Source organism: Cellulomonas sp. T2.31MG-18 (assembly GCF_964266755.1).
Lineage (GTDB): Bacteria > Actinomycetota > Actinomycetes > Actinomycetales > Cellulomonadaceae > Cellulomonas.
Genome location: NZ_CAXWGW010000001.1, coordinates 479,614 through 505,435 on the forward strand (window position 1 = coordinate 479,614; position 25,822 = coordinate 505,435).

Consider the following 25,822-nt stretch of genomic DNA (forward strand, 5'->3'; position numbering starts at 1 on the left):
GGTGTCCCCGAGCGGGTGACGTCCGTGGCAAACTCGCCCCGCGACCTCATGGTCCGCACCACTGCGGCCGATAGCACCCGAACGAGGTCCACGTCACCGCGACGCGCTGAGGCGTGCGTGGCACCGGGTCGGAAGGGAACGACATGCTGCGACGGCTTGGCATCCGCGCCAAGGTTCTGGCGGTTCTTGCCGTGCCCATGCTCGTCATCCTCGCCGCCGGCGTGTTCATCTCCGCGACGGCCCTGACGCAGCTGCGGCTCGACCGCGCGACCCGCGGAGTCGTCGACCTGGTGCAGGCGTACCAGCCGCTGAACGAGGCCTTCCAGACCGAGCGGGTGGTGTCCACCACCAACGGGAGCGCGGACCAGATCAAGGCGGCCCGCGCCGCGACCGACAAGGCGCTCGCCGACGTCAAGCCGGTCGCCGCGAAGCTCGACCTCGCCGAGTTCCCGCCGGACATCGTCGGCAAGTTCACCGAGCTGCAGCGGTCCTTCGACAACGACCTGTCCGCCATGCGGCAGAACGTCGATACCCAGGCGCGACCCGAGATCATCCAGGGCGCCTACGCGAGCCTGGCCAGCCGCCAGATCGCCCTGGTCCAGCTCGTGGCAGAGACGATCGGCAACCGTGACGTCGCCAAGTACCTCTCGGCGCAGGCCGCCGTCGCCTCGACGGCGGACGACCTGGTGCAGGAGGCCGTCGCCGGCCTGACGCTGATGAACAAGCAGGCCGTCTCCTCGCTCTCCTCCGTCCAGTTCGCCAACCTGGGCACGCAGACCGAGAACCAGCGGAGCTTGGCCCGTGACCAGGTGGCCAGCCTGGGCGTCAAGAGCATCGAGATCGGCTACGCCGACCCGAACGCCGACTTCATGACGATGCGGTCGACGATCAGCATCGGCACCAACGCCGCGTTCGCCCTGGTCGACCCCCGAGCGTTCGCCAAGGCGGTCACCGACCAGACCGGACGCCTCAGCGCCGTCAGCACCAACGTCCTGAGCGACGGCCACAACGTCGCCACCAAGGCGATCGACGCACAGACGCAGCGCGCCATCATCACGGTCGGCATCGCCATCGGCGCCGCCGTGCTGTCCTTCTTCTTCGCGGTCGTCGTCTCCCGCACCATCGTCGTGCCGCTGCGTCGCCTGACCGCGGCCGCCGCGGACGTGCGTGACGAGCTGCCGCGCCTGGTCGAGCAGGTGCAGGTCCCCGGTGAGAGCCCCTCGCTGGAGCTGCCGCAGATCCCCGTGACGTCGTCCGACGAGGTCGGCCGCCTGGCCGCCGCGTTCAACGCGGTGAACGCCACCACCGTCCAGGTCGCCCAGGAGCAGGCGGCGTTGCGCGGGTCCATCGCCGAGATGTTCGTCAACGTCGCCCGCCGCGACCAGGTGCTCCTCAACCGGCAGCTGTCGTTCATCGACTCGCTCGAGCGGTCCGAGGAGGACCCGAGCACCCTGGCGAACCTCTTCCGCCTCGACCACCTCGCCACCCGCATGCGCCGCAACGCGGAGTCGCTGCTGGTGCTCGCCGGCATCGACTCCGGGCGCCGCCTGCGCGACTCGCTGCCGCTCTCGGACGTCATCCGCACCGCCTCGTCCGAGATCGAGCAGTACGACCGCGTCGAGCTGGAGCTCACCGCCGACCCGGCCATGCTCGGGTTCAACGCCCTGCCGGCCGCGCACCTGCTCGCGGAGCTGCTGGAGAACGCCACCGTGTTCTCCGAGCCCGAGACGCCGATCGTGGTGGCCACGGGTGTCCGGGGCGACCAGGTCGAGGTCCGGATCATCGACCAGGGCCTCGGCATGAGCGAGGTCGAGCTGGACGCCGCCAACGAGAAGATCCGTTCGGTCGGCGCCGGTGACGCGCTGGGCGCCCAGCGCCTGGGCCTCTTCGTCGTCGGCCGGCTGGCGCAGCGCCTCGGTGCCGAGGTGGAGCTGCGCAAGAGCAGCCGTGGCACCACCGGCACCGAGACCGTGGTCCGCTTCCCGTCGACGCTGTTCCAGTCGACCGAGGTGTCGTCGCTGGGCAGCTACGGCCCGGCGATCCCGTCGGTACCGGTGCCCGAGCTCGAGGAGGCGCCCGAGGCGCAGCCGGTGGACCTCGCGGCCCTCACGGACGGCGCGACGCCGCTCGGCCTGCCTCGTCGTCGTGCGGGGGTCGATCCTGCTGCACCGCCGGCGTCGCTGCCGACGCGGACCCCTGCCGCCCAGCCCGCGGCCGCCTCGGCACCGCTGCCGCCGGCCGCGCCGCTCGCGCCCGCCGCCGCCGACCAGCGATCCGGCGGGCTGCCGCAGCGCCCGCGCAAGACGTTCGACGAGAACGCCATCGTCCTGCCCGAGGCGCCCACCCCGACGCTCTCGCCGTCGCTGTCCGGGGACGCACCCGACTGGGCACCTGCCGTGGTCGACTCGCAGGCGGGTTCCGGCCTGCCGAGCCGTACTCGTGCCGCGACCTCGGCGTGGTCCCCGGATGCTGCCGCCGGCGTGGCCGCTGCGGCTGCCGCACCGGTGGCACCGGCCCCCGACGCCGGGGTCCGTACGGGGCTCTTCTCCGGCTTCCGCGGACGCGGGGACCTCGGCGCGACCCGTCCCGTCGACCAGGCGCCGACCGGACTGCGCCGGGCCGGTGACGGTGCGGCACCGGCAGCGGCGGCCTTCTTCCAGCCGCGGCCCGCCCAGACGAGCTTCGAGCCCGAGCCGATCGAGGCGGAGACGCCCGAGCCGGAGCCGATGGTGGTGCCCGGGCTCGCGCCGGACGACGACCTGCTGCCGGCCGACTACGCCGCCTACGCGGACGGCGCCGGCCACCCGGCCGCCCCGGTCTACGCGGACGCCCCGGCCTTCGGCGACGTCCCAGCCTTCGCCGACGCGCCGGCGTACGAGGACGCTCCCGCCTTCGCCGACGCTCCCGCCTTCGCCGACGCTCCCGCCTTCGCGGACGGCCCGGCCGAGACGTCGGGCGAGCCGCACGTCGCCGCCGACGAGCCCGCCGTTCCTGTCGAGCTGCCCGCGTGGGTCCCCACCTCGCTGTCCGAGCACGACGTGGTCGAGGCGGCGCCGCAGGCTCTCGCCGAGCCCGTCACCGAGCCGGCGATGCCGAGCTGGGCGGCACCGGCGGTCGACCTCGCGGGCTGGGCACCGCCCGCCGAGGAGGTGCCGACGTTCGAGCCCGAGCCGGCGGCCTTCACCTCGTACAGCGGCTTCGCCGGCTGGTCGGCCCCCACCACGGCACCCACCACCGAGACGACCCCGCTCGACGAGCCGGCGGCGTACCTGCCGTTCGGTCGGTCGATGGACGAGGCCCGGGCGTGGACCACCGGCACCATCCCGGTCGTGCCCGAGCCGATCGGTTTCCCCGGCGCCCCGGTGCCGGCCGCGCCGGAGCCGCCCGCAGCCTGGGCGCCGCCGGTCCCGACCGAGCAGTCCGACGAGGCCGCGGGCGACTGGCCCCAGCCGGCCTGGCAGTCCCCGGCCTGGCAGCCGCCGACGTGGTCGTCGCCGTGGAGCGACCAGGCGCCGGCTGCATCGGCACCGGCCGCCGAGGCCGCGCTGCCGGTGGTCGGTCTCGCACCCGACGCCGAGCCGCAGCCGTTGCCGGTCGCCCGTGCGTTGCCGGAGCCCGTCGGTGCAGCGGTGCCTGACGTCGCAGACCCGGTGTTCGGCGGCTGGCCGCCGGTGCAGGGCGAGCCGGAGGAGTCGGCGCCTACCCAGCTGTTCTCGCCGATCGAGGCAGCGGAGGCGGTGGCGCCCGTCGCCCCCGCGCCGTTCGCCGCCCCGACGCCGTTCGCAGCTCCCGCGCCGTTCGCGGGCCAGCCGGAGCCCGAGCCGACCGAACCCGCCGAGCCGGCCTCGGTCGCCTGGCAGCAGCAGGCCGCCTGGGTCCCCACCAACGCCGCCCCGGTCCCGGCAGCCCCGGCTCGCTCTCGCGAGCGAGCACCTCGCAAGCGCGGTCTGTTCGGGCGTCGGCGCCCCGCCCCGGAGACGGGTCAGACGCCGGTGGTCCCGGCGGCGCCGGTCGCAGCCGCCCCCGCCGCCCCGGTCCGCAGCGCCGTGTGGGGCCCGGACGGCGCGGCTGCCAAGCCCTCCGTCAACCCGCCGGCCCCGCAGGCGACCGGGTTCGCGCCAGCTCCCGGCTTCGAGGCTCCCGCCTTCGCGGCACCGGTGCCGACGTTCTCCCCGGCACCCGCCGCACCGGCCCCGCTGCCGCAGGCCGCCGCGCCGGCCCCGCACCCGGCACCGGCTGCACCCGCCGCACCTGCCCCGCTGATGCCCGCGGTGCTCGACACGCGCCAGGCGGCGTGGTCGGGCGCACCCGAGCCGGCGTCGAACAGCTGGGCACCGTCCGGCTGGGCGCCGCGCGGTGACTCGGCGGGCACGGTGCCGCAGCCGAACCCCGCTCCGGTCGCCCGGATCGGCGCCCTGGACGACGACGTCGCGGCGATGCTCGCGATGCGGTCGGACATCCAGGAGCAGGCTCTGTCCGAGCTGAGCCAGCTGTCGGCCTACCGGCCGCAGGTGGTGTCCGGCGCCGCCGAGCGCCTCACCAAGCGCGTGCCGACGGCGATCCCCGAGGCACCCGAGATCGACACCGCCGCCGCAGGAGCCGAGCGCGACCCGGCCCAGCTGCGGTCACGACTGTCCAGCTTCCAGTCCGGCACCGCCCGCGGTCGCCGTGACGCCGGTCAGGACGGTGCCCGATGAACCTTCGACCCACCCACCACGTCCCCCGCACCACACCGGGGGTCGGCTGCACAGCAGTCCGTCCCGACTGCACCATCAAGGAGGAAGTGTGACCGCGCTCAGCACCGAGGCAGCCAACTTCGGCTGGCTCCTGGACAACTTCGTCCGGACCGTGCCCGGCACCCGCCACACGTTGGTGGTGTCGGCCGACGGCCTGCTCATGGCGATGTCCGAGCAGCTCGACCGCACCAGCGGCGACCAGCTCGCGGCCATCGTCTCGGGCATGTCGAGCCTGACCCGTGGCGCCTCGCGCCAGCTGCACGCCGGGGAGGTGCGGCAGGCCATCGTCGAGATGGACAGCCTGTTCCTCTTCCTGATGAGCGTGTCCAACGGGTCCGTCCTGGCCGTGGTGGCAGACTCCACGTGCGACGTGGGCCTGATCGGCTACGAGATGGCGATGCTCGTCTCCCGTACCGAGGCGACGCTCACGCCGCAGCTGATCTCGGAGATGCGCGGCCAGCTCCCCGTCGACGGTGCTACCCGCGCCCCCGTCGCCTGAGCGGAGCCTGACCATGGCAGAGCACCTCGAGTACGAGGCCCGGACGGTACGGCCCTACGCCGTCACCGGTGGCCGGGTGAAGTCGGCACGGTCCGACCTGCCGCTGGAAGCCCTTGTCGAGCAGATGCCCGGGGCCGTCGCCGGCACCGGTCTGCCGCCCGAGAAGCGCGCGATCCTGCACCACGCGTCGGTCGGCTACATCTCCGTGGCAGAGCTGTCCGCCCTGCTCCACCTCCCGCTCGGCGTGATCCGGATCCTCGTGTCCGACCTCGCCGACCAGCAGTTCGTCCGCGTGCACACCTCGCAGCCGGTGGAAGTGAACACCGGTGAGTCCCCCGCCCTGTCCCTGAGCGTGCTGGAGAGTGTTCTCAATGGCATTTCCGCCCTCTGACGCCGCCGTCGCCGCTCCGACGGGACAGGCCGCGTCCACCGCACCCACCGTCGTCAAGATCGTCGTCGCGGGCGGCTTCGCCGTCGGCAAGACGACCTTCATCGGGTCCATCTCGGACATCGAGCCCCTCAACACCGAGGCCGCGATGACCGAGCACTCCGTCGGCGTCGACGACGCCGGTGGCGTGTCCGACCGGAAGACCACCACCACGGTCGCCATGGACTTCGGCCGCATCGCGCTGCCGGGCTCCCTGTGGCTGTACCTCTTCGGCACCCCTGGGCAGGACCGCTTCCTGTTCATGTGGGACGACCTGGTCCGCGGCGCCATCGGTGCCGTGGTGCTGGTCGACACCGACCGGCTCGACCAGTGCTTCCCGGCGGTCGACTACTTCGAGAGCCGTGGCATCCCGTTCGTCGTGGGTGTCAACTGCTTCGACGGCGTCGCCAAGCACGCCCTGGAGGACGTGCGCGAGGCGCTGGCGATCCCGCCGCACGTGCCGGTGCTGTACACCGACGCGCGCTCGCGGGCGGCGACCAAGCAGGCGCTGATCGCCCTGGTGCAGCTGGCGATGGCCCGCCTGCGGGCACGCTGAGCACGCAGCGCCCGACGTACCTCGCACGACCATGACGGCCGGTCCCTCCGGGGGCCGGCCGTCGTCGTCCGGCGGCGGTGCCGCGTCGTCGAGGGGTGACCCGTCGTCGTTCGGGGGCGGTCTGGTGCCGGACGAGAATGGTGCGGTGATCCCGAGCCCGCGCACGGCCGCCGAGGCGGACGGCTGGGTGGGGCGACCGAGGCCGCCGCGGGACCTGGTCTACGTGGACGGTTCGGCGCTGAGCAGGTTCCTCGAGGGTGCGCCCGAGCGTGCGGCGTGGGCTCAGTTCGTCGCCGACCGGCAGGGCGAGCTGGTGACGTCGGTGCTCGGTGTCACGGAGCTGAAGCGGGTCGCGCAGCTCCTCGGCCGGCCGGCCCGGGACCAGGCGGACGCGGCGGCGGAACAGGTCGACGTCGTGCGCTTCTCCGACCAGGCGCTCAAGGCGGCGTCCCGGGTCTCGGCCGTGCTGCCGCCGTTCGTCGCGCTGCACCTGGGCGCGGCGCTGGCGCAGCCGGACGTGCGGACGGTGGCGACGTACGACACGGACCTGGCGCGCGTGTGCGTGCTGCACGGGCTGGTGGTGGTGTCCCCGGGGTGGCCGGACCGGTGGTGGGAGCGGGTCGGCTGAGTCGGCCGGTACTGCCGGGCGGGACCGCCGGCCGGGACCGTCGGCGGGAGGTGCCCGTCGTCCGCTGTGGGAAAATCGTCCGGCCGCCACCTGTCTGGAGTGATCCCGCTGCGTCTCATCCTCGTCCGTCATGGCCAGATCGCCGCGAACGTGCGGGGCGAGCTGGAGACCACCACGCCCGGGCCGGAGCTGACGCCTCTGGGTGCGCAGCAGGCCACCGCACTGGCGGCAGCGCTGGCGGAGGAGTCGGTCGCGGCGCTGTTCGCCTCGACGATGATCCGCACCCAGCGCACCGTCGCGCCGCTCTCGCAGGTCCGCGGCCTGCCGGTGACGGTGCTGGCAGGGCTGCGCGAGGTGGACGCCGGTGACCTGACGCTGCGGTCCGACCGTCCCAGCGTCGAGCGTTACCAGGGGACCGCGTTCGGGTGGGCGGACGGGCAGCTGGACACGGCGATGCCCGGTGCGGCGGGGGGACGGGAGTTCTTCGCGCGGTACGACGAGGCGGTGGCGGCCATCGAGGCCTCGGGTGCCGACTGCGCCGTCGCGGTGAGCCACGGCACCGCGATCCGGGTGTGGGTCGCGGGTCGGTCGGCGAACGTGGACGCGGGTTTCGCGGCGGCCCGGCCGCTGAGCAACACGGGTGCGGTGGTGCTCGAGGGCAGCACCGCCGAGGGCTGGCTGGTCAGGGCATGGGAGGGCGAGGCGCTCGGGGGCCCGGCCGTCCAGTCGGTCGGCGCGGACCCCACGGGCGCCCCGGCGTCCTACTGAGCGGCGGGCTTGCGGGCGCGGATCACCGCGTTGTGCATGCCGTCGGCCGCCTCGTCGGTGAACTCGACGGTCGCGTCCGCGAACCCGGCGGCCGTCAGCCCGTCCAGGTACTCGCTGCGGGACAGCGCGCCGGCGACGCAGCCGGCGTAGCTGCCGCGCTCGGCACGTTGGGCCGGCGTCAGGTGGTCCTCGGCGACGACGACGTCGGACACCCCGAACCGCCCGCCGGGCGACAGCACGCGGAACGCCTCGCGGAGCACCGCGGCCTTGTCGACGGACAGGTTGATGACGCAGTTGGAGATGACGACGTCCACGGCCGAGTCGGGCAGGGGCAGCTCCTCGATGGTGCCCGCCCGGAACTCGACGTTGCTCGCGCCGGCCTCGGCGGCGTTGGCGCGGGCGAGGGCGAGCATCTCGGGCGTCATGTCGACGCCGTAGACGTAGCCGGTCGGCCCGACCCGCCGCGCCGAGAGCAGCACGTCGATGCCACCGCCGGAGCCCAGGTCGAGCACGCGGTCACCCGGCCGCAGGTCGGCGACCGCGAGCGGGTTGCCGCAGCCGAGGGACGCCCGGACGGCCGCCACCGGCAGCTGGGCCTGCTCCTCGGCGGCGTAGAAGGGGCTCGGACCGGCGTCGAGCGTCGAGCAGCACGACGACGCGGCGGGGGAGCAGCACGTGGACGCCTCCGTCGCGGCCTGTCCGTAGTGGGCCCGCACCTCGGCGCGGAGGGCGTCTGCATCCGTCTGGCTCATCACAGTCTCCATTGATCGATGCACGTCGATGCGATGAAGGGTGGCACCAGCATCGACCAGTGTCAATGGTGACAGACGTCGATATATGCGCCATCATGGCGTCGTGACCGTCGTCCAGCTCCCCGTCATCCAGCCCGCCCCGGCGGACGCTGCCGCGTGCTGCGAGCCGCTGATGCAGGCGCCGCTGACCGCCGAGCAGGCCGTCACCCTGTCGCACCGCATGAAGGCGCTCGCCGACCCGGCCCGACTGCGGCTCGTCTCGATGCTCGCCGCCAGCCCCGGCGGCGAGGCCTGCGTGTGCGACCTGACCGAGCCGCTCGGCCTGTCGCAGCCGACGGTCTCGCACCACCTCAAGGTGCTGCACGACGCCGGGGTGCTCACCCGCGAGAAGCGCTCCACCTGGGCGTACTACGCCGTGGTGCCGGAGGCGCTGGCCGCGCTCGCCGACGTGCTGACGCCGGGGGTGCGGGCATGAGCGAGGTTCAGCTCGCGCCGCTCACGGCCGACCACTGGCCGCAGGTCCGGGACATCTACGCGGCGGGCATCGCCACGGGCAACGCCACGTTCGAGTCCGAGCCGCCCACGTGGGAGAAGTTCGACGCGGGCAAGCTCGCGGAGCACCGGCTGGTGGCGCTGGACGACGACGGCACCGTGCTCGGCTGGGTCGCGGCGAGCCCGGTGTCCGACCGGTGCGTGTACGCCGGCGTCGTGGAGCACTCGGTGTACGTGCACCCGGACGCCCGCGGGCGCGGTGTGGGCCGGACGCTGCTCGACGGGCTGCTGCGGTCGACGGCGGCGGCCGGGGTGTGGACCGTGCAGTCGGGCGTGTTCCCCGAGAACACCGCCAGCATCGCGCTGCACGCCTCGGCGGGCTTCCGGACGGTGGGCACCCGCAGCCGGCTGGGTCGCATGAGCTACGGCCCGATGGCGGGGCAGTGGCGCGACGTCGTGCTGCTGGAGCACCGGCTGCCGGACTGACGGTCCGGGTCGTGGCCTGGTCGAGGCCTCGTCGAGGCCTGGTCGGCTCAGCCGATCAGATGGCTGCCGACCAGCAGCCACCGCCCCGCCAGCACGGCCGCACCCACGGTGACCACGCCGAACAGCAGCACCCACAGGCCGCCCGGCACGTGCGTCAGCACCGCGAGCTGTCCCGGGTCGGACCCGTCGTGCCGCCGTCCTCGTCGGGACGACGCGACCTCGAGCACCGCCCGTGGTGCGCCGAGCAGCAGCACCCAGGCCGCCAGGTGGCCGGCCGCGACCTGCCACGTCACCGGCGCCCAGCCCGTGATGCCCACCAGCACCGCGGCGGTCGCCAGCACCGCCCACAGCCCGTACAGGTTGCGGATCTGCACCAGCACCAGGGCGAGCAGCACCAGCAGCAGCCACAGGGCGCCGACGGCGTAGCCGCGCGCGACCAGGGCCGCCACGCCCACCCCCAGGACCGCCGGTGCGGGGTACCCGGCCGCCAGCGTCAGCACCATCCCCGGACCACGGGGGGCGCCTCGCGACGTCGTCAGCCCCGACGTGTCCGAGTGCACGCGGATGCCGGACAGCTTGCGGCCCGCCAGCACGGCGACGGTCGCGTGACCCGCCTCGTGCACGATCGTCACCAGGTGACGCAGGGCGCGCCAGGCCGACGGGACGCCGAGCAGGAGGAGGGCTGCTGCCGCAGTGCCGAGCACCACCCAGGTGGACGGGGCGGGCTGCGGGGACGTGGCGGTGCGCCACAGGTCGGAGATCCACGAAGGCACGGCCCTACCTCAGCACGTCGAGGGGTCTGCTAGCGTCCGGCACACCTGGAGGGCTGGCTGAGCGGCCGAAGGCGACGGTCTTGAAAACCGTTGTGGGGCAACCCACCAAGGGTTCGAATCCCTTGCCCTCCGCCACGAACCACGAGCCACGCACCACCGCCCGGGTGGCCGGACAGCGGGCGCCGAACCGGTCAGTCGGTCGGCTGCAGCAGCCGGACCTGGTAGGCGACCGCCGCGCGGGTGTCCACGCTCGGCGTGATCGTCACGGACATCCCGGTGCCGCGGCGCGGCAGCGTCAGCCCCATGACCCCGGGGGACGACGTCGCGCTGCATGCCGGCAGCGTCGTCCAGGTCAGGTACTCGCCGATCTGCAGCTCGACGGTCAGCGTGCCCGTGCCGATGCACCGCACCACCAGCCGGTAGTTGCCGGGCGCCCACTGCTTGGCATTCGCGCCGTGCAGCGGCGTGATCTTCGCCTTGCCGTCCACCAGCGTGAACGTCGGCGTCGCCCCGGCGGAGAACACGGTGTCCGGTCGCTCGGCGTTCTGCAGGTCGGCCAGGTGGATGGCCGCCGCGATGTCGCCGGTGCTGGTGGGCGGGGTGCTGACGGCGGCCGCGGGCTGCGTCGGCTTCTTCGCGACCGAGCCGCACGCCGTCAGCGTGCCGGCGACGGCAAGCGCCAGACCGGCCGCCACGACGAGGTTCGTCCGTCGGTGGTGCCGGCGGAAGACGACGTCGAGCATGGGCCTCCGTCCGAGCGGGTTCGCGTCCGGGACCGTCGACCGTGCGTCGTGCGGGCGCGTGGCGCCTCGGTCCCAGGGGAGCAGCCTAGACGGGCCACCCGTGGCACTGGTCCGGCGACCGTTCGCGGAGCGGGCTCAGCCGGCTCCGGGGCCGACGGTCGTCTGCGAGGCCACCACGTACTGGCGGCTGAGCCGCAGCGCCGCCACCACGGAGTCCGCGCACCACGGCTCGAGGCACATGAGGGGGTCGTGGTGCGCGTAGGCGACGAACGCGGCGGTCTTGTCCCGCAGGTCGGCGCCGTGGACCACGGTGGGTCGGGTCCAGATCGGGTAGCCGCCGTAGGAGAGCAGCACGTGCGCCGAGGTGACGGCGTGGTCGGCCGACCGCACGAACAACGCGGTGGCGGTGTGGTCGGCGTTGTCGCCGGTCTGGAAGGGGATGGTCCAGTCCTGCGTGCGGACGGTGGTCGGCGCGAAGGCGTTCACCAGTGCGGTCAACGTGGCGGTCAGTGTGTCGGCGGTGTAGGTCGACGAGCCGTCGACGGCCGTGATCGTCGGGATCAGTCCCTGCCAGAGGCGCATCAGGCTCTCGTGGTCGTGCACCCGCATGCCGGTCCCGCGCCGGTTGCCGTCGGGCAGCCGCAGGAAGGCGATCGAGACGCGCGGGTCGGCGGTGAGCGTGAGCAGGGGGATCGGGTGCCCCGGCACGCCGGCGTCCGTCGTCGTCCACGCGTCCCGTACGCCGGCCATCTCGGCGTACGCCGCCTGGCTGCCGCGCTCCCGCGACTTCCAGTACGCCGTCCCCTGCGCGGCGTCTCCCGCGGTGACGACGACCGTGCGCACGCACCGACCCGACTGGACGTCGTGCAGCAGGTCCGGGCTGAGGAACAGCAGGTCGTCGTCCTCGTGCGCCACGATCTGCATCGCGCCGTCGTGGCAGCTGACGGGACCGGCGGGGACCGTGGCGGCGGCCTCGGCGGACGTGCCCCACGTCGGCGCCAGCACCGCGCCCTCGCCCTGGGCGGCGCTGAGCACCAGCAGGGCGGCGACCGCGACGATCGCCACCGCACGCCCCACGGAGGCGCGTGTCACGCCGCGCCGCCCCCTGACGCCCATCCCGGCCACCTCGCCCTCAGAGCCCCCGGTCGTCCAGCACGCCGACCCACCGGACCCCGACCAGCTGGATCTCGCCGGCGGCCGCCGCGGCCCGCTCGGCGTCCTCGTCGACCGTCAGGTACGGGTAGAAGTACGGCGCGTCCTCGTCGACGAGCGTGCGGAACCGGCTCGCCAGCGCCCGGCCGACGCCGGCGCCGGGCTGCAGGTCCTCCGCGACGGCCCACTGCCGCACGTGCTCGTCCCACGGCAGACCGCTCTCCTGCCAGGCCGTCCGCTGCCGACCGAGCCAGCTGTCCTCCGACCGCTCCGGCAGCCGCTCGAAGCACCACTGCACGGTCGCGGCGTCGATGCGCTCCCACGCCCACTCGACCACCACCACGCGACCGCCGGGCCGCAGCAGGCCGGCGAGGCGCTCGGCCAGGGCGTCCAGGTCGCGCACGTGGTGCAGCGACGTGCTCGCCACCACCGCGCCGAACGAGCCGTCGGGCGTGACGTCCTCGACGGTGACCTGCCGGTACGCGGGGCCGTCCGGGGCCACCGGGTCGACGCCCAGCGCGTCCCGACCCCCGGCGAGCAGCGCGGGGACGAACCCGCCGATGGGCCCGCAGCCCACCTCGAGCACCGGGCCGGTGGTGGGCGCCAGCTGGTCGCGCACCCACGGCCACACCGCGGCGATACGCTGCGGGTCACCGGTGGGGGAGCCGTGGTGGTGGTGGGCCGGCTCCGCGGGTCCGTGGTGGTGCACGTGCGCCTCCGACGTGGGTGGGGTTCGGGCGGTGGCGGTGGGCTGCCGACCCTCGGCAGAGATTACTGGCGTGGGCTGTCCGCCAGGCCCGGTCGGGACGGTGGTCCGTACGCCCGGACGGGAGGAATCCCCCGAACGTGACGGAACGGGCACCGGCCCGCTACGGTCCGGTGCATGCAGCGGGACGGTCGGCACGCACTGCGGCCGCCCTCTGCCTCGGCCGACGCGGTGCAGCGCGCCGCGAGCCTCGTGCGGGCGACGGCCGTCAGGCCCGTCAGCCGTGGCGAGCTGGCGGTGGCGCTCACCTGTCTCGGCATGACGCCGGACGCGCGGACGCTCGAACGCCTGCAGCGGGCGCTGGAGACCGCCTGACAGGCGGGCGGGCCGGGCCAGACGTCCCGTGGGGCGCCGATGACGGCCGTCATCATGGTGCCGTGCCCACCGAGCCAGACGACGACGAGCTCGACCTGATCCGGCGTTCCGGCGTCGTGCTGCGGGTCGGCAAGCTCAGCCTGTCCGCCGGGACCGGCTCCTACCGGGTGAAGGCCTCGATGGCCCGCGTCGCCCACGCCCTCGACGTCGACCGCCACGAGGCCCACGTCACGCTGACCGAGATCACGACGACGTCGCACCGCGGTCGCTCGTTCCGCACCGAGGTCGCCGAGGTCCGCTCCCTCGGGGTCAACACGGACCGGCTGGCCGAGCTCGAGCGGATGGCGCAGCGGCTCGAGGCGCGCGGCAAGGTGACCATCGAGGACGTCACCGCCGAGGTCGACCGGATCGCGGCGAAGCCCCCGCTGTACCCGGTGGTCCTCAACGCCCTGTGGGCGGCGCTCGCGTGCGCGGCGTTCGCCTTCCTCAACAACGCGGGCCCCATCGAGATCATCGGTGCGTTCCTCGGCGCCGGGGTGGGGCAGGGGCTGCGTCGGGTGCTGCTGCACCGCGGCTTCAACCAGTTCGGCGTGACCATGCTGGCGGCGGCGCTGTCCAGCGTCGTGTACCTGTGGTTCGTGCAGCTGCTGCACTGGGCGGCGCTGACCGGCGGCGTGCACGAGGCGGGGTACGTGGCGGCGGCGCTGTTCCTGGTGCCGGGGTTCCCCCTGGTCACGGGCGCGCTGGACCTGGCCAAGCTGGACTTCTCTGCAGGGGTGGCCCGGCTGACGTGGGCGCTGATGATCTTCGTCTCGGCCGCCTTCGCGGTGTGGGGCGTGTCGATCATCGTCGGGCTCAGCCCCGACCCGCCGCGCGCGATGGCGATGGGCCTGCCGGTGCTGATGGCGCTGCGGGTGCTGGCGTCCGCTGTCGGTGTGCTCGGCTTCGCGCTCATGTTCAACTCCCCGTGGCGGATGGCGGTGGTCGCCGCGCTCGTCGCGATGATCCCCAACACGCTGCGGATCGCCGCCGTGACGCTGGCGAACTGGCCGCCGCAGGCCGCCGCCGCGGTCGCCGCCTGCCTGATCGGCCTGCTCGCGGCCTGGATCGCCCCGCGGATGAACGTGCCGCGGATCACCGTGTACGTCCCCGCCGTGACGATCATGGTGCCCGGCGTGCCGGCCTACCGGGCGGTGTACTACATCAGCAACGGCGACACGATGCAGGCCCTCGGCTACGGCGTCTCGGCCGCGCTGATCGTCACCGCGCTCGCCGTCGGGCTCGCGATCGCCCGGATGCTCACCGACCGGGAGTGGGGCTTCGAGCACTGAGGCGCGCCGCCGCTTTGGTGCACGACGAGGGCACCTGTAGCCTGTCCACCGTCTTGGAGACGTCGCATAGCCAGGTCTAGTGCGCGGCCCTGCTAAGGCCGTGAAGGGGTCTCCCCTTCCGTGGGTTCAAATCCCACCGTCTCCGCTCTGCTCTGGGGATCTCGACGAAGGTCGAGGCACCCTGACGACGAAAATCGGGGCCGAGGTGCAGATGCACCCGGCCCCGATCCTCGTCAGCGGCGTCCTCACGCCTTCGTCCCAGCCGGATCAGCCCCCGAACGTGGCGAACGTCCAGTAGTTGCCGTCAGGGTCGGCCACCGTGAAGTCCCGCGACGGGTAGTCGACCTGGTCGACGAGGCTGTGCACCACGGTCGCCCCGGCGGCCTGCGCACGCGCCAGCACGGCGTCGGGATCGGCCGTCACCACGTGCAACCAGCCGGTGCCCGGGCGGCACGGCGTCGGCCGTTCGTCCGTGCTGGACAGCAGCACCCGACCGCCCTCGGGCCAGTCCAGCTGGCAGTGGTGGATCGAGCCGTCACGTTCACCGGGGATCAGCAGGTCCTCGGTGAAACCGAGCCCCAGCAGCCACCTGCGAAGCGCGGGAGCGTCCTCGCTCACGACGTTCGCCCAGACGCTCGGCTGCCGCACCCCGCTGACCCGGACCACCATGCCCCTCAGCGTAAGCACGAGAGGCCGTCTCGCAGCCGGCCGGCCCTAGGACGTCTGGCCGCCGGCGTCGTGCAGGCCGTCGGCGATCTGCCGGGCCTCGACGCTGATGAGGAACCGGTAGTACTCGAAGAGCATGTGCACACGGCTCTGCGGTACGTCGTCGTCGGAGTCCCGGGCATCGAGCCACGCCTGCCGCGCGGCGCGGATCTCCGCCGGCGTGACGCGAAGCAGCTCGCGTGCATCGTCGTCGTCCTCCATCTGCTCCATGGTGGGCGACGACGCCTGCGACGCCACCGGGACCGGGGTTTTCGCCCGGTATCACGGGGTCACCATCGCCGGTGACGACTCGCGACGGGCACAGACCGACGCTCGCCACGCGCGCATCGCGCCATGGTCGGGGGACCCGCTCCGTGCACTCGGGACCCGGCCGTCCCAGGGTGTCGTCAGGTGGCGCGCCTAGGATCGCGCCTCATGAGCACGTTGCAGCGGCCGATGATGCTGTCCAAGCTCCACCGCGCCACGGTGACGCAGGCCGACCTCGAGTACGTCGGCTCCATCACCGTCGACGAGGAGCTGATGGAGGCGGCCGACCTCCTGCCGAACCAGCAGGTGGACGTGCTGGACATCACCAACGGCGCCCGGCTGACCACCTACGCGATCCCGGGACCGCGGGGTGGCCGGGACATCCAGATCAACGGCGCGGCGGCGCACCTGGTGGAGGTCGGCGACCGCGTGATCATCGTGGCGTACGGCTCGATGAGCGACGAGGACGCGCACCGGCACGTGCCGCGGGTCGTCGTGCTGGACGAGCACAACGCGATCGTGCCGGCGGTCGCCGCCCGCGTCTGAGGCGCGCTGGGCCGCGCGTCCGCCGCGCCTACAGGAGCCCGAGCGCTTGGGCCACCACCACCGCGGACGCCGCGGACCACGCCTGCGGTCGGCAGGCTGCCGGGTAGGGCAGGGCGTGCGGGGTGGGACCGGTGGCCGGGTCGCCGGAGTACAGCTCGGGGATGCGGAAGTCGAACGACTCCGCGGCGCGCAGCAGGCCCTCGGCCAGCAGCTGTGCCTGGGCGCGGTGGCCCGAGACGAGCAGGCCCCGGATGGCGATCGCCGTGTCGTGCGCCCAGACGGACCCACCGTGGTACTTCAGCGGCCAGTAGCCGGTGCTCGACGTGGCCATCGTCCGCAGACCGAAGCCGGAGCTGAGCTCCGGGTGCACCAGTCGCCGGGCGACCGCGTCCTCCTCGTCGGCGCGCAGCAGTCCGGTGCCCGGCAGGTGGCCCATGTTCGACGTGACGGTGTCCACGGGTGCGCCGCTACCGTCCAGCGCGATGGCGACGTACGGACCGTGCTGGTCCTCCAGCCAGAAGTCGCGACGGAACCGCTCGGCGAGGTCGGCGGCCGCGGCGCGCAGCCCGGCCGGCGTGGTGTCCTCGGCCTCCACCCCCGGGTGCCCGAGGGTCTCGAACAGGTCCGCGCCGTGCACCAGCGCCTCGTACGCGTAGCCCTGGACCTCGCACAGCTCGATCGGGCCCTCCGCCAGCCGGCCGTCGCGGAACTGGATGGAGTCGCCGGAGTCCTTCCAGCCCTGGTTGGTCAGCCCGTGGCCGGTGGGGTCCTGGTAGGCGAGGTAGCCGGCGCGGACACCGGCCACGGTCCACGCCAGCGCGCGCTCGGCGTGGGGGAGCAGGCGTCGGACGGCGTCGGTCGGCATGCCGGCGCGCCAGGCGTCGTGCAGCACGCACACCCACAGCGGGGTGGCGTCGACGGTGCCGTAGTAGACGGGCGGCAGCGCCAGGCCGTCCGACGGCAGGGTCAGCGCGGCGCGGCGCAGCTCGTGCAGGATCTTGCCGGGCTCCTCCTGGGAGGCCGGGTCGTCGGTGGTGCCCTGCAGGGACGCCAGCACGGTGAGCGTGCCCTCGGCCAGCCCGGTGCCGAGCGGGAGCAGGAACCGAGCCGCCCACAGGGAGTCGCGGCCGAACAGCGTGAAGAACCAGGGCGCGCCGGCGGCGAGGAACTCCTGGTCCGGCAGCGACGGCAGGGCCATGCGCAAGCCGTCGAGGTCGGCGAGGGACTGGTCGAGGAACCGGCGGGGTCGCAGGTCGCGTGCGGGCGACGACGGGAGCGGCGGCGTGGTCGACGCCGCTGTCGTCGGGATCGCCAGCGGCGACGGTGTCCGCACCCCCGTCACCACCGCGATCCCGTCGTGCACCACCAGCCGCCAGGTGACGCGGGCCGGCCGGTCGGCTGCCGCGGTGAGCGTCCACCGCAGCACGGGACGAGCGGGGTCCTCGAGGTCGACGTCGGCGCCCTCGGCCTCGACCTCGGCCGTGACGGCGTCCGCCGTCCAGACGAGCCCGGACGGCGTGCGCGCCGCGGGCACGGCGTCGGCGGTGGTGCCCGACTTGATGGCCTCCATGGGGGCCATGTCCGACGACAGCGTCAGGGTCAGCCGTGCCGTGGTCGGCTCGGCGGTGGCGCACCGCAGCTCGAGGGTCTCGGACACCGACCCCGGCTCCGCGCCGCGGGTGCGGAGCAGGCGCACCGTGGGGTCCGCCCCGGGCTGGTCGACGTGCCGGGGGAGGCCGACGAACGTCACCGACCCGCCGTCGCGGACGGTGCCGGCCGGTTCCGCCTCGACCCCGTCGACCGTCAGCACCGCCTCGCTGAGCACCCGGACGTCGGAGTGCAGCACCCCCTGCACGGTGGCCCGACCGGGTGCCGAGGGCCGGAGCTGGCCGTCGGGCGCCGACCACGCCTGGGTGGGCGCGCGGAACACGAGCTCGAGGTCGTGCAGGAAGGGCTGCAGGTGCTCGCTCATGGTTCAGGCTCCCCGTCGGGCATCGCTTGACAGTACGAACTCGATGGCCGACTCTGTGTCTCACGCCGGGCATTTGATCAATCAAATCGCAGTCGCGATCCTAGTTGATCGATCAAAGCTCCTGGCAAGGCCCTTGATGGAGAGGAGCTGGCGATGGCGCCGGACAGCCGGTCCGACAGCGACGCGCGCACCGGGACGAGCGACATCCGTCGTGACGGGGGCGACGGCGCCAGCAGCGACGGGCGTCGTCCGACCGTCTCGAGCGTCGCCGCCCACGCCGGCGTCTCGCGGCAGACCGTCTCCAACGCCCTCAACAGCCCCGAGCGCCTCCAGCCGGACACCCTCAAGCGCGTGCTCGCGTCCATCGAGGAGACCGGCTACGTCCGCAGCGCCGCCGCCCGGCAGATGCGCACCGCCCGCTCGGGCGTGCTGGCCTACCGCCTCGACCCGGTGCTGGACGGCATCAGCGGCCTGGTGCTCGACACCTTCCTGCACTCGCTGACCAGCGATGCGGAGGCCCACGACCACCGCGTGATGCTCTACACCGCCGACTCCGACGAGGCCGAGCTGCGCCAGTTCGAGCGGCTGACCCGGGCGCGCAGCGTCGACGCGTTCGTCCTGGTCGGCACCCACGCGCACGACGCGCGGTACCGGTGGCTGACCGAGCGGCACGTGCCGTACGCCGTCTTCGGCCGGCCGTGGGCGCGACAGGCGTCCGGGAAGCAGTCGCAGCACGCGTGGACCGACGTCGACGGCGCCGCCGGCACCGGCCAGGCGACCGAGCACCTGCGCAGCCTGGGTCACACGGAGATCGCCTTCGTCGGCTGGCCCGCCGGCTCGGGGACCGGTGACGAGCGGCGCCGCGGCTGGGAGCAGTCGATGAGCGCCGCCGGCGTGCCGACGCGGCACCGGCACGGCCTGGACTCGGCGCAGCCGGACGGCATCCGGTCCGGTGCGGAGGCCGCGCGGCGGCTGCTCGAGGCGGGCGCGACGGCGTTCGTCTGCGCCTCCGACTCGCTCGCCGTCGGCGCCTGGGGCGCCGTGCAGGCCGCGGGGGCGCGGGCCGCCGTCGTCGGGTTCGACGACAGCCCGACGGCCGCCGCCCTCGGCATCACCTCCGTGCGGCAGCCGCTGGAGCAGGCGGCCCGCTGGGCGCTGGACAGCGTGCTGTCCCAGCTCGACGGGCGGCCCAGCGACCCGGCCGACTCCGGCCTGCTGGTGCCGACGCTCGTCGTCCGCGAGAGCTCCGTGCCGGCGCCAGCCGCCCACCCCTGACCCGTCCACCATCCGACGCGCTAGAGAGGCACATCGATGAAGATCACCAGGAGAGCGCTCCTCGCCGCGGGTGCCGCACTGACGGCCACCGCCACCCTCGCCGCCTGCAGCAGCGGCGGCGGCTTCGGCTCACCGGCCGCCTCGGCCTCGTCGTCCGCCGTGTCGTCCGACAACCACCAGCCGCTCACCATCCTGATCGGCACGTCGGGCGACGCGGAGACCAACGCCGTCAAGGACGCCGTGGCCGCGTGGTCCAAGCAGTCCGGCACGCAGGCGACCGTCAACGTCGCCTCCGACCTGGGCCAGCAGCTGTCGCAGGGCTTCGCCGGCGGCAACCCGCCGGACCTCTTCTACGTCACCAACGACTCCGTGGCGACGTACGCGAGCAACGGCTCCCTGGAGCCGTACGTCACGCAGCTGAAGAACAAGGACTCCTTCTACCCGTCCCTGGTCAAGGCGTTCACGGTGAACGGCAAGGAGTACGCCGCGCCCAAGGACTTCTCCACGCTCGCCCTGGTGATCAACACGGACATGTGGACCGCCGCCGGGCTGACGGACAAGGACTACCCGACCACCTGGGACCAGCTGGAGCAGGTCGCGCAGAAGCTGACGACGCCGCAGCACGTGGGCCTCGCGGTGTCCGGGCAGTTCGAGCGGCTCGGTGTGTTCATGGCCGAGGCCGGCGGCTGGCTGGTGGACGACAACGGCAAGGCCGCGGCGAGCTCGGACGCGAACGTGCAGGGGCTGACCTACGCCAAGAAGCTGCTGTCCGAGGGTGCGATGAAGTACGCGTCGCAGCTCGGTGCGGGCTGGGGCGGGGAGGCGTTCGGCACCCAGAAGGCCGCGATGACCATCGAGGGCAACTGGATCTCCGGCGCGATGACCAAGGACTACTCCTCGGTCAAGTACAAGGTGGTCAAGCTGCCCGCCGGCCCCAAGGGCGAGGGCACCATCCAGTACGACGGCGGCTGGGGCATGGCGTCCCAGTCGAAGAACAAGGGCGGCGCGCTCGACCTGGTCACCTACCTGACCCAGCCGGACCAGCAGCTCGGCTTCGCCAAGGCGTTCGGCGTGATGCCGAGCGTGCAGTCGATCGCCGACCAGTGGAAGCAGCAGTTCCCCGAGCAGACGGCCTTCCTCGACAGCGCCGCCTCGTCGAAGTCGATCCCGAGCGTCGCGGGCATCAGCGACGTGATCAAGAACTTCGACTCCCAGCTCGACGGGCTGTCCAGCACCGACCCCAAGCAGATCCTGGACAAGGTGCAGACCAACCTCCAGGCGCTGCCCGGCCTGTCCTGAGGCAGACCGGCATGGAGACCGTCATGGCGCGCGCGGCGGGCACGACGTCCGCGCCGGCCAGGTCGGCCACCCGTCGCGGTCCCGGCATCCGGGGCCGCGACGGGGTGGCCGGCTGGCTGTTCACCGCCCCGGTGCTGGTGATCCTGGGCCTGTTCCTGGTGCTGCCGATCGCGATGGCCGCGTGGGTGTCGGTCTCGAGCTGGAGCGGGCTGGGCAGCCCCTTCTCGTCCACCGTGAAGTTCGTCGGCGGCGCCAACTACGCGGCGCTGCTCGCCAAGCCCGGGCTCGCGCAGTCGGACTTCGGCACGTCGCTGCGCAACAACGCCTGGTACGTGCTGCTCGTGGTGCCGATCCAGACGGCGGTGTCGCTGCTGCTCGCCGTGCTGGTGAACCGGCGGATCGCCGGGCAGGGCGCGTTCCGCACCGCCTACTACTTCCCGTCCGTGACCTCGTCGGTGGCGATCACCGTGATCTTCCTGTTCCTGTTCTCCGCCTCCGGGACCGTGAACGCGGTGATCGGCTGGCTGGGCGGGACGGGACCGGGGTGGTTCACCGAGACGCGGGGCGTGGTGCAGCTGCTGCTGCAGGCGGTCGGCGTGCACGCGCCCGCCGGGAACGGGTTCCTGGGGCTGACCTGGTTCGACTGGGTGGCGGGGCCGAGCCCCGCGATGCTCGTCTTCATCGTGATGGCCATCTTCACCACGTCGGGCACGTTCATGCTGATCTACCTCGCGGCGCTGCAGCAGATCGCCGAGGAGATCGACGAGGCGGCCGTGATGGACGGCGCCGGGCCGTGGAAGCGGTTCTGGTACGTGACCCTGCCGATGCTGCGGCCCACCACGTTCACCGTGGTGACGCTGGGGCTGATCGGCACGTGGCAGCTGTTCGACCAGATCTACGTGGGCTCCAAGGGCGGTCCGGCCAACACGACGTTGACGCCGGCCTACCTGTCCTACAGCCAGTCGTTCATCAACAACGCGTGGGGCCGGGGCGCGGCGATCGCGTTCATCCTGTTCGCGATCATCGTGCTGTTCACCGTGCTGCAGCGGCTGGCGCTGCGGGAGCGGACGCCACGGCGGAGCCGGTCCCATGGCTGAGGCAGCGGTTCAGGCGCCGGTGACCCGGCCGGTGGTGCGCACCCGGATGCGGCGGCGCCGGTCGCCGCTGGGAGTCACCGGCCGGTACGCGGTGCTCGTCGGGATCGCGCTGGTGTACGTGTTCCCGTTCGTCGTCTCCCTGGCCAACTCCTTCAAGACGGACCAGGACGCGGCCAACAACCCCGTCTCGCTGATCCCGAAGACGTTCACGACGGCGGCCTACCAGCGGCTGTTCCAGTCCGACCTGCCGCTGTGGCTGACCAACACGGTGATCGTCACGGTGCTGGTCACCGCCGGGCGGGTGCTGTTCGACTCGATGGCCGGCTACGCGCTGTCCCGGCTGCCGTTCCGGGGGCGCAACGCCGTGTTCGCCGGGCTGGTGGCCGTCATGGCGGTGCCGGGCGTCGTGCTGCTGATCCCCAAGTTCCTGGTCATCAAGCAGCTGGGGATCTACGACACCTACCCCGGGATGATCCTGCCGATGCTGGCGGACGCCGCCGGGGTGTTCATCATGCGCAACTTCTTCGAGTCGGTCTCCCCGTCGGTGGAGGAGGCGGCGCGGATCGACGGTGCGGGGGTGTTCCGCCGGTTCTGGTCGGTGGTGCTGCCGATGTCCCGCTCGGCGCTGATCACCCTGTTCATCCTCTCGTTCCAGGCTTCCTGGAACGAGCTGCCGCAGATGATCGTCTCCACCCAGAGCCCCCGGCTGTTCACCCTGACCAAGGGCACCGCGCAGCTGGCGTCCGGGGCGCTGAGCGCCGGATCCCAGTTCCCGATCAAGCTCGCCGCGGCGACCCTCATGACCATCCCGGTGGCCGTGCTGTTCTTCGTGTTCCAGCGCCGGATGATGAACACGACGGGCGGGGCGACGAAGGAGTAGCGCGGTGCGGTGACGTCGGGGACGGGCGTCCGCGACGGGTGTCCCCGACGCCCGACGACGGCCCCGCCGCGGTTTGGGCGCATCGCCGTTCTGCCTGTAACCTCTCCTGTGGCCCGTTCGCGGGCCGGGCGCCCGTAGCTCAACGGATAGAGCATCTGACTACGGATCAGAAGGTTGGGGGTTCGAGTCCCTTCGGGCGCACAGACGAGAGGCGCAGCACCCGCGCGGTGCTGCGCCTCTCCTGTGTCCGCGGTTCGTGCGTCGTGCGGGGCCGTCAGGCCGACTGGCCCGTCGCCCTCCGCACCAGCTCCGCGACCCGCGCCTCGTCGGCGGCGGACAGCTCGGTGATCGCGAACGCCGTCGGCCACATCGAGCCGTCGTCGAGCTGCGCGCCGTCGAAGAAGCCCAGGTTGCCGTAGCGGACCTTGAACTTGGCGCGCTCCTGGTAGAAGAACAGCACCTTGCCCTCCGCGTTCGCGTAGGCGGGGCTGCCGTAGAACAGCCGGGGCTGCAGCCAGGGTGCGACCTCCAGTGCGATCGCGTGGATGCGCTCGGCGTTGGTCCGGTCCGGCTCCTCGAGGGCCGCGATCCGGTCGACGACCGCCTGCAGCGACTCCGCGGCGGACTGCTGCGCCTTGAGCTCCTTGGCGCGCTGACGCATCGCCGCGCGCTCCTCGGCGGTGAACCCGCTCGTCTTCTTCGTGTCGGTCATGGCGTCAACCTACGGACACGGGTTCGGCTGCGGCTTCTCCATACCTGCTCGATCTCGGCGGCCGTGTCCCGCCCGCGCGGGGTCGTCGCCAGGCGGCCTAGTGCTGGGCCAGGACGGCCAGTGCCTCCTCGCGGGTGGCGACATAGGTCACCGGGAAGCCCGTCTTGGCCGACAGCCGCTGCATCTGGATGGCGACCAGCGGGTTGGAGGCGATGAACGCGCACCACGTCAGCCCGTTCTTCACGGCCTCGGCCATCATCGCCTCGTGGGTGCGCTGCACCTGCTCCGCCTGGGCCGGGTGGGCGCTGAAGTCCACCAGGAACGTCCAGCCGGGGCGGTTCTCGCGGTAGGCGGCGGACAGCACGCGGACGTAGTCGTCGCAGGTCGCCTTGCTCCACATGCCGACGCAGACGTCGGACAGGCGGTTCTGCGTGCGGTCCCAGCTGATGTCGAAGTAGCCGGTCTCCTCGACCGTCGTCAGCGTCAGGCCGCTGGTCTCCCGGGACATCGCCGTGCCCATCCGGGTCAGCTCGCCGACGGCGACGGCGCTGCGTGCCGCGGCGTCCGCGTTCACCGTGGCGAGGTCGACGACGGTCGCGATCGCACCGGCGATCGCCTCGGCCTCGTCGGACACGCCCTGGGCCGTCTGGCTCAGCTCGTGGGTGACGGTTGTCTGCTGCTCGACGGCGGAGGAGATGGTCAGCTGCGACTCGCAGATCTCGTCGATCACCCGGCTGACGTCCGCCATCGCCGTGACGGCCTCGTGGGAGTCCGCCTGGATGCGGCTCAGCATGTCGGTGATCGTCTCGGTGGCCTTCGACGTCTCCTGCGCCAGGCTCTTCACCTCGGCGGCGACGACGGAGAACCCCTTGCCGGCCTCCCCGGCACGCGCGGCCTCGATGGTGGCGTTCAGCGCGAGCAGGTTCGTCTGGCCGGCGATCGAGGTGATCGCCTTGATGATCTCGCCGATGCGCGCGGTGGACTCGCCGAGCACGGTGATGGTCTGCGAGGCGGCGGCGACGGAGCCGACGGCCTCACGGGCGACGTGCGAGGCGTTGGACGTGGTCTTGGCGATCTCGCTGATCGACGTCCGCAGCTCCTCGGTGGCGGCCGCGACGGTGGAGACGTTGGTGGACACCTCGCGGGCCGACCGCTCGATGCGGCTCGCCTGCTCGCTGGTGCCGCGAGCGCCCTCGGTGATGGTCTGGCCGATGATGCCGAGCTCCTCGCCGGCGATCGTCAGCAGCGAGATCTCCGGGGTGATGGCGCTCATCGGGTCCGTCAGCCGCTTGAACGCGTCGCGCACCAGCCTGGTGACGCCGGTGCCGTCCGTCTCCGCCACGCGCGTGAAGTCTCCGGCGGTGCCGGCGCGGCCGAGCTCCTCCAGGGCGGCGACGGAGCGGCGTGCGACGGCCGCGGACCGGAACGCCAGCGCGAGGGCGAGCACGCCGCCCACGGCGAGGGCGATCCAGGACGCCGGACGCTCGAGCAGCTGCGCCACGACGCCGCCGACGACGGCGACGACAGGGGCGGCCCAGAGGCCTGCTGCGGATGCGGACCCGCTGCGCGCCGGGGAGGCCGAGGCCGGCAGAGGGAGGACGGACGCTGTCATGGTGACTCCTGGGCGGGACGGGCCGTCGATCACCCGTCGGGTGTCGCGTCCTTCTCATCGGCCGGGTCGACCTCTCCGTGCGGAATCCCACGGAGGGTCTTGCGCCGCTACCCGATCACAAATACTCTGGCGCGAGTATCCGGAGGTGAGTGATGGCCGCCAGGCCCGTGTCGAACCCGTTGGCGTTGGCGGTGCTCGCCTGCCTCTGGGAGCGCCCGATGTACCCGTACGAGATCACCACCACGCTGCGCGAGCGCGGCAAGGAGGACAGCATCCGGCTCAACTTCGGGTCGCTGTACTCCGTCATCCAGCAGCTGGTGAAGAAGGATCTGATCGAGGTCGAGCGCACGGAGCGCGAGGGCAACCGGCCGGAGCGGATCGTCTACGCGATCACGCCGGCGGGCCGCCAGGAGACCGACGCGTGGTTGCGGGAGCTGATCGCGCAGCCGGTCAAGGAGTACCCGGCCTTCGAGACGGGCCTCTCGCTGCTCGCGATGCTGCCGCCGGCGGACGCCGCTCGGCTGCTGCAGCAGCGGCTCGCCCGCCTGGACGCCGACCTCACCGAGCGTGAGGCGCTCGCGGCCGGCGACGTCGTCAGCCGGCTGCCGGAGCTGTTCGTCGTCGAGCTGACCTACCGGATCGCGATGCTCAGGGCCGAGCGCGACTACGTCGCCCAGCTGGCCGGTCGCATCGAGCGCCGCGAGCTGGGCGGCTTCGGGCTGTGGGCCCAGCTGCACGACCAGCTGGCGCAGGGCCGGTCGCACCAGGAGCTGGCCGCCGAGCTGGCGCCGGTCCTCACCGCGGGCGACACCGCCGCCGCGCCCGAGGCCGAACCAGGGGAGGGCCACCGCCCCGCCCCGTGACCCGCGATCTCCCGACGGTCGACGTGACCGCCGGGTGCACCACCCTCCGGCCGCCTGGCCGGAGGACCGCAGAAGAGTGGTGGCCCGGATGCGCCAACATCCGAGCCACCTGGCACCGAGTCGTCCCAGCGTGAACTGAAACCTGTGCGAACAGTCTGCTCAGAGCCGTG

General features: G+C 73.1%; 26 protein-coding genes and 3 tRNA genes. 19 read left to right on the top strand and 10 right to left on the bottom strand.

The window, feature by feature from the left end; genetic code table 11:
- Positions 1 to 143 precede the first annotated feature (143 nt).
- From ACFQTY_RS02175 to ACFQTY_RS02200, 6 genes are all read left to right on the top strand, one after another.
- Complete coding sequence (locus ACFQTY_RS02175; RefSeq protein ID WP_378096637.1) at positions 144 to 4,697, top strand: ATP-binding protein; 4,554 nt, start codon at positions 144 to 146, stop codon at positions 4,695 to 4,697.
- Positions 4,698 to 4,785: 88 nt separating this feature from the next.
- On the top strand, positions 4,786 to 5,235 hold the full coding sequence (locus ACFQTY_RS02180; RefSeq protein WP_291759706.1) for a roadblock/LC7 domain-containing protein: 450 nt from the start codon (positions 4,786 to 4,788) through the stop codon (positions 5,233 to 5,235).
- 13 nt (positions 5,236 to 5,248) lie between these two features.
- Positions 5,249 to 5,626, top strand: coding sequence for a DUF742 domain-containing protein (locus tag ACFQTY_RS02185; RefSeq protein ID WP_263731193.1), 378 nt, complete (start codon positions 5,249 to 5,251; stop codon positions 5,624 to 5,626).
- A complete protein-coding gene (locus ACFQTY_RS02190) occupies positions 5,607 to 6,218 on the top strand; it encodes an ATP/GTP-binding protein (RefSeq protein WP_263731194.1) in 612 nt (203 codons plus the stop codon). The genes ACFQTY_RS02185 and ACFQTY_RS02190 overlap by 20 nt, the downstream gene beginning before the upstream one ends.
- 145 nt (positions 6,219 to 6,363) lie before the next feature.
- Positions 6,364 to 6,846: a type II toxin-antitoxin system VapC family toxin gene (locus ACFQTY_RS02195; protein ID WP_378096643.1), complete on the top strand. Its 483-nt coding sequence runs from the start codon at positions 6,364 to 6,366 to the stop codon at positions 6,844 to 6,846.
- A gap of 99 nt (positions 6,847 to 6,945) precedes the next feature.
- Positions 6,946 to 7,614 (top strand): histidine phosphatase family protein, encoded by a 669-nt coding sequence (locus ACFQTY_RS02200; RefSeq protein ID WP_378096646.1) that lies wholly within the window; start codon positions 6,946 to 6,948, stop codon positions 7,612 to 7,614.
- On the opposite strand, the gene arsM is transcribed toward ACFQTY_RS02200, so the two are convergent.
- On the bottom strand, positions 7,608 to 8,366 hold the full coding sequence (gene arsM / locus ACFQTY_RS02205) for an arsenite methyltransferase (RefSeq protein WP_378096650.1): 759 nt from the start codon (positions 8,364 to 8,366) through the stop codon (positions 7,608 to 7,610). The two genes, ACFQTY_RS02200 and arsM, sit on opposite strands and share 7 nt — an antisense overlap.
- A gap of 85 nt (positions 8,367 to 8,451) precedes the next feature.
- On the opposite strand from arsM, the gene ACFQTY_RS02210 reads away from it, so the two are divergent.
- Both ACFQTY_RS02210 and ACFQTY_RS02215 read left to right on the top strand, forming a co-directional pair.
- On the top strand, positions 8,452 to 8,841 hold the full coding sequence (locus ACFQTY_RS02210) for a metalloregulator ArsR/SmtB family transcription factor (protein WP_378096653.1): 390 nt from the start codon (positions 8,452 to 8,454) through the stop codon (positions 8,839 to 8,841).
- Positions 8,838 to 9,344, top strand: a complete 507-nt coding sequence (locus tag ACFQTY_RS02215) for a GNAT family N-acetyltransferase (RefSeq protein ID WP_378096656.1) — start codon at positions 8,838 to 8,840, stop codon at positions 9,342 to 9,344. Before ACFQTY_RS02210 ends, ACFQTY_RS02215 begins: the two co-directional genes overlap by 4 nt.
- Before the next feature lie 47 nt (positions 9,345 to 9,391).
- Here the strand turns inward: ACFQTY_RS02215 and ACFQTY_RS02220 are convergent, their stop codons facing one another.
- Complete coding sequence (locus ACFQTY_RS02220; protein ID WP_378096659.1) at positions 9,392 to 10,117, bottom strand: M50 family metallopeptidase; 726 nt, start codon at positions 10,115 to 10,117, stop codon at positions 9,392 to 9,394.
- Between the two features lie 47 nt (positions 10,118 to 10,164).
- Between ACFQTY_RS02220 and ACFQTY_RS02225 the strand changes: the two genes are divergently transcribed.
- Positions 10,165 to 10,252: transfer RNA gene (locus ACFQTY_RS02225), tRNA-Ser, on the top strand.
- A 56-nt stretch (positions 10,253 to 10,308) separates the two neighbouring features.
- On the opposite strand, the gene ACFQTY_RS02230 is transcribed toward ACFQTY_RS02225, so the two are convergent.
- From ACFQTY_RS02230 to ACFQTY_RS02240, 3 genes are all read right to left on the bottom strand, one after another.
- A complete protein-coding gene (locus ACFQTY_RS02230; RefSeq protein ID WP_378096662.1) occupies positions 10,309 to 10,860 on the bottom strand; it encodes a hypothetical protein in 552 nt (183 codons plus the stop codon).
- A gap of 135 nt (positions 10,861 to 10,995) precedes the next feature.
- Positions 10,996 to 11,976 carry a PIG-L family deacetylase gene (locus ACFQTY_RS02235; RefSeq protein ID WP_378096665.1) on the bottom strand — a complete coding sequence of 327 codons (981 nt, stop codon included), beginning with the start codon at positions 11,974 to 11,976 and terminating at the stop codon, positions 10,996 to 10,998.
- 16 nt (positions 11,977 to 11,992) lie between these two features.
- The gene (locus ACFQTY_RS02240) at positions 11,993 to 12,721 is read right to left on the bottom strand and encodes a class I SAM-dependent methyltransferase (protein ID WP_378096669.1); all 729 of its coding nucleotides are present in this window, start codon (positions 12,719 to 12,721) and stop codon (positions 11,993 to 11,995) included.
- A gap of 174 nt (positions 12,722 to 12,895) precedes the next feature.
- On the opposite strand from ACFQTY_RS02240, the gene ACFQTY_RS02245 reads away from it, so the two are divergent.
- The 3 genes from ACFQTY_RS02245 to ACFQTY_RS02255 all read left to right on the top strand — a co-directional run bounded on the left by ACFQTY_RS02245 (position 12,896) and on the right by ACFQTY_RS02255 (position 14,569).
- Positions 12,896 to 13,093, top strand: coding sequence for a hypothetical protein (locus tag ACFQTY_RS02245; protein ID WP_291758492.1), 198 nt, complete (start codon positions 12,896 to 12,898; stop codon positions 13,091 to 13,093).
- 62 nt (positions 13,094 to 13,155) lie between these two features.
- Positions 13,156 to 14,424 carry a threonine/serine exporter ThrE family protein gene (locus ACFQTY_RS02250; RefSeq protein ID WP_378096674.1) on the top strand — a complete coding sequence of 423 codons (1,269 nt, stop codon included), beginning with the start codon at positions 13,156 to 13,158 and terminating at the stop codon, positions 14,422 to 14,424.
- Between the two features lie 55 nt (positions 14,425 to 14,479).
- Positions 14,480 to 14,569 (top strand) — tRNA-Ser (locus ACFQTY_RS02255).
- A gap of 122 nt (positions 14,570 to 14,691) precedes the next feature.
- Here ACFQTY_RS02255 and ACFQTY_RS02260 read toward each other — a convergent pair.
- Positions 14,692 to 15,093 (bottom strand): VOC family protein, encoded by a 402-nt coding sequence (locus tag ACFQTY_RS02260; RefSeq protein ID WP_378096677.1) that lies wholly within the window; start codon positions 15,091 to 15,093, stop codon positions 14,692 to 14,694.
- Between the two features lie 45 nt (positions 15,094 to 15,138).
- Positions 15,139 to 15,351, bottom strand: a complete 213-nt coding sequence (locus ACFQTY_RS02265) for a hypothetical protein (RefSeq protein WP_378096680.1) — start codon at positions 15,349 to 15,351, stop codon at positions 15,139 to 15,141.
- A gap of 213 nt (positions 15,352 to 15,564) precedes the next feature.
- On the opposite strand from ACFQTY_RS02265, the gene panD reads away from it, so the two are divergent.
- Entirely contained in the window at positions 15,565 to 15,942 is a 378-nt protein-coding gene (gene panD, locus ACFQTY_RS02270; protein ID WP_378096683.1) for an aspartate 1-decarboxylase, read from the top strand.
- Between the two features lie 28 nt (positions 15,943 to 15,970).
- Here the strand turns inward: panD and ACFQTY_RS02275 are convergent, their stop codons facing one another.
- Entirely contained in the window at positions 15,971 to 17,914 is a 1,944-nt protein-coding gene (locus ACFQTY_RS02275; protein ID WP_378096686.1) for a glycogen debranching N-terminal domain-containing protein, read from the bottom strand.
- Between the two features lie 153 nt (positions 17,915 to 18,067).
- On the opposite strand from ACFQTY_RS02275, the gene ACFQTY_RS02280 reads away from it, so the two are divergent.
- The 5 genes from ACFQTY_RS02280 to ACFQTY_RS02300 all read left to right on the top strand — a co-directional run bounded on the left by ACFQTY_RS02280 (position 18,068) and on the right by ACFQTY_RS02300 (position 22,666).
- On the top strand, positions 18,068 to 19,189 hold the full coding sequence (locus ACFQTY_RS02280) for a LacI family DNA-binding transcriptional regulator (protein ID WP_378096689.1): 1,122 nt from the start codon (positions 18,068 to 18,070) through the stop codon (positions 19,187 to 19,189).
- 36 nt (positions 19,190 to 19,225) lie between these two features.
- Positions 19,226 to 20,488, top strand: a complete 1,263-nt coding sequence (locus ACFQTY_RS02285) for an extracellular solute-binding protein (protein ID WP_378096692.1) — start codon at positions 19,226 to 19,228, stop codon at positions 20,486 to 20,488.
- 11 nt (positions 20,489 to 20,499) lie between these two features.
- A complete protein-coding gene (locus ACFQTY_RS02290; protein WP_378096695.1) occupies positions 20,500 to 21,585 on the top strand; it encodes a carbohydrate ABC transporter permease in 1,086 nt (361 codons plus the stop codon).
- Positions 21,578 to 22,465, top strand: coding sequence for a carbohydrate ABC transporter permease (locus ACFQTY_RS02295; RefSeq protein ID WP_378096698.1), 888 nt, complete (start codon positions 21,578 to 21,580; stop codon positions 22,463 to 22,465). The genes ACFQTY_RS02290 and ACFQTY_RS02295 overlap by 8 nt, the downstream gene beginning before the upstream one ends.
- 128 nt (positions 22,466 to 22,593) lie before the next feature.
- Positions 22,594 to 22,666 (top strand) — tRNA-Arg (locus ACFQTY_RS02300).
- Positions 22,667 to 22,739: 73 nt separating this feature from the next.
- Here ACFQTY_RS02300 and ACFQTY_RS02305 read toward each other — a convergent pair.
- Both ACFQTY_RS02305 and ACFQTY_RS02310 read right to left on the bottom strand, forming a co-directional pair.
- A complete protein-coding gene (locus tag ACFQTY_RS02305; protein ID WP_378096701.1) occupies positions 22,740 to 23,177 on the bottom strand; it encodes a hypothetical protein in 438 nt (145 codons plus the stop codon).
- A gap of 97 nt (positions 23,178 to 23,274) precedes the next feature.
- Positions 23,275 to 24,789 carry a methyl-accepting chemotaxis protein gene (locus ACFQTY_RS02310; protein ID WP_378096705.1) on the bottom strand — a complete coding sequence of 505 codons (1,515 nt, stop codon included), beginning with the start codon at positions 24,787 to 24,789 and terminating at the stop codon, positions 23,275 to 23,277.
- 152 nt (positions 24,790 to 24,941) lie between these two features.
- On the opposite strand from ACFQTY_RS02310, the gene ACFQTY_RS02315 reads away from it, so the two are divergent.
- A complete protein-coding gene (locus ACFQTY_RS02315; protein WP_378096708.1) occupies positions 24,942 to 25,652 on the top strand; it encodes a PadR family transcriptional regulator in 711 nt (236 codons plus the stop codon).
- Positions 25,653 to 25,822: the final 170 nt, after the last annotated feature.

Excerpts from the sequence above, each read along its gene's own strand:
- ACFQTY_RS02175 (WP_378096637.1), top strand. The coding sequence starts at position 144 with ATGCTGCGACGGCTTGGCATCCGCGCCAAGGTTCTGGCGGTTCTTGCC.
- ACFQTY_RS02185 (WP_263731193.1), top strand. The coding sequence starts at position 5,249 with ATGGCAGAGCACCTCGAGTACGAGGCCCGGACGGTACGGCCCTACGCC.
- ACFQTY_RS02190 (WP_263731194.1), top strand. The coding sequence starts at position 5,607 with ATGGCATTTCCGCCCTCTGACGCCGCCGTCGCCGCTCCGACGGGACAG.
- arsM (WP_378096650.1), bottom strand. The coding sequence starts at position 8,366 with ATGAGCCAGACGGATGCAGACGCCCTCCGCGCCGAGGTGCGGGCCCAC.
- ACFQTY_RS02210 (WP_378096653.1), top strand. The coding sequence starts at position 8,452 with ATGCGCCATCATGGCGTCGTGACCGTCGTCCAGCTCCCCGTCATCCAG.
- ACFQTY_RS02215 (WP_378096656.1), top strand. The coding sequence starts at position 8,838 with ATGAGCGAGGTTCAGCTCGCGCCGCTCACGGCCGACCACTGGCCGCAG.
- ACFQTY_RS02230 (WP_378096662.1), bottom strand. The coding sequence starts at position 10,860 with ATGCTCGACGTCGTCTTCCGCCGGCACCACCGACGGACGAACCTCGTC.
- ACFQTY_RS02235 (WP_378096665.1), bottom strand. The coding sequence starts at position 11,976 with ATGGGCGTCAGGGGGCGGCGCGGCGTGACACGCGCCTCCGTGGGGCGT.
- ACFQTY_RS02245 (WP_291758492.1), top strand. The coding sequence starts at position 12,896 with ATGCAGCGGGACGGTCGGCACGCACTGCGGCCGCCCTCTGCCTCGGCC.
- ACFQTY_RS02260 (WP_378096677.1), bottom strand. The coding sequence starts at position 15,093 with ATGGTGGTCCGGGTCAGCGGGGTGCGGCAGCCGAGCGTCTGGGCGAAC.
- ACFQTY_RS02265 (WP_378096680.1), bottom strand. The coding sequence starts at position 15,351 with ATGGAGGACGACGACGATGCACGCGAGCTGCTTCGCGTCACGCCGGCG.
- panD (WP_378096683.1), top strand. The coding sequence starts at position 15,565 with ATGAGCACGTTGCAGCGGCCGATGATGCTGTCCAAGCTCCACCGCGCC.
- ACFQTY_RS02275 (WP_378096686.1), bottom strand. The coding sequence starts at position 17,914 with ATGAGCGAGCACCTGCAGCCCTTCCTGCACGACCTCGAGCTCGTGTTC.
- ACFQTY_RS02280 (WP_378096689.1), top strand. The coding sequence starts at position 18,068 with ATGGCGCCGGACAGCCGGTCCGACAGCGACGCGCGCACCGGGACGAGC.
- ACFQTY_RS02285 (WP_378096692.1), top strand. The coding sequence starts at position 19,226 with ATGAAGATCACCAGGAGAGCGCTCCTCGCCGCGGGTGCCGCACTGACG.
- ACFQTY_RS02290 (WP_378096695.1), top strand. The coding sequence starts at position 20,500 with ATGGAGACCGTCATGGCGCGCGCGGCGGGCACGACGTCCGCGCCGGCC.
- ACFQTY_RS02295 (WP_378096698.1), top strand. The coding sequence starts at position 21,578 with ATGGCTGAGGCAGCGGTTCAGGCGCCGGTGACCCGGCCGGTGGTGCGC.
- ACFQTY_RS02305 (WP_378096701.1), bottom strand. The coding sequence starts at position 23,177 with ATGACCGACACGAAGAAGACGAGCGGGTTCACCGCCGAGGAGCGCGCG.
- ACFQTY_RS02310 (WP_378096705.1), bottom strand. The coding sequence starts at position 24,789 with ATGACAGCGTCCGTCCTCCCTCTGCCGGCCTCGGCCTCCCCGGCGCGC.
- ACFQTY_RS02315 (WP_378096708.1), top strand. The coding sequence starts at position 24,942 with ATGGCCGCCAGGCCCGTGTCGAACCCGTTGGCGTTGGCGGTGCTCGCC.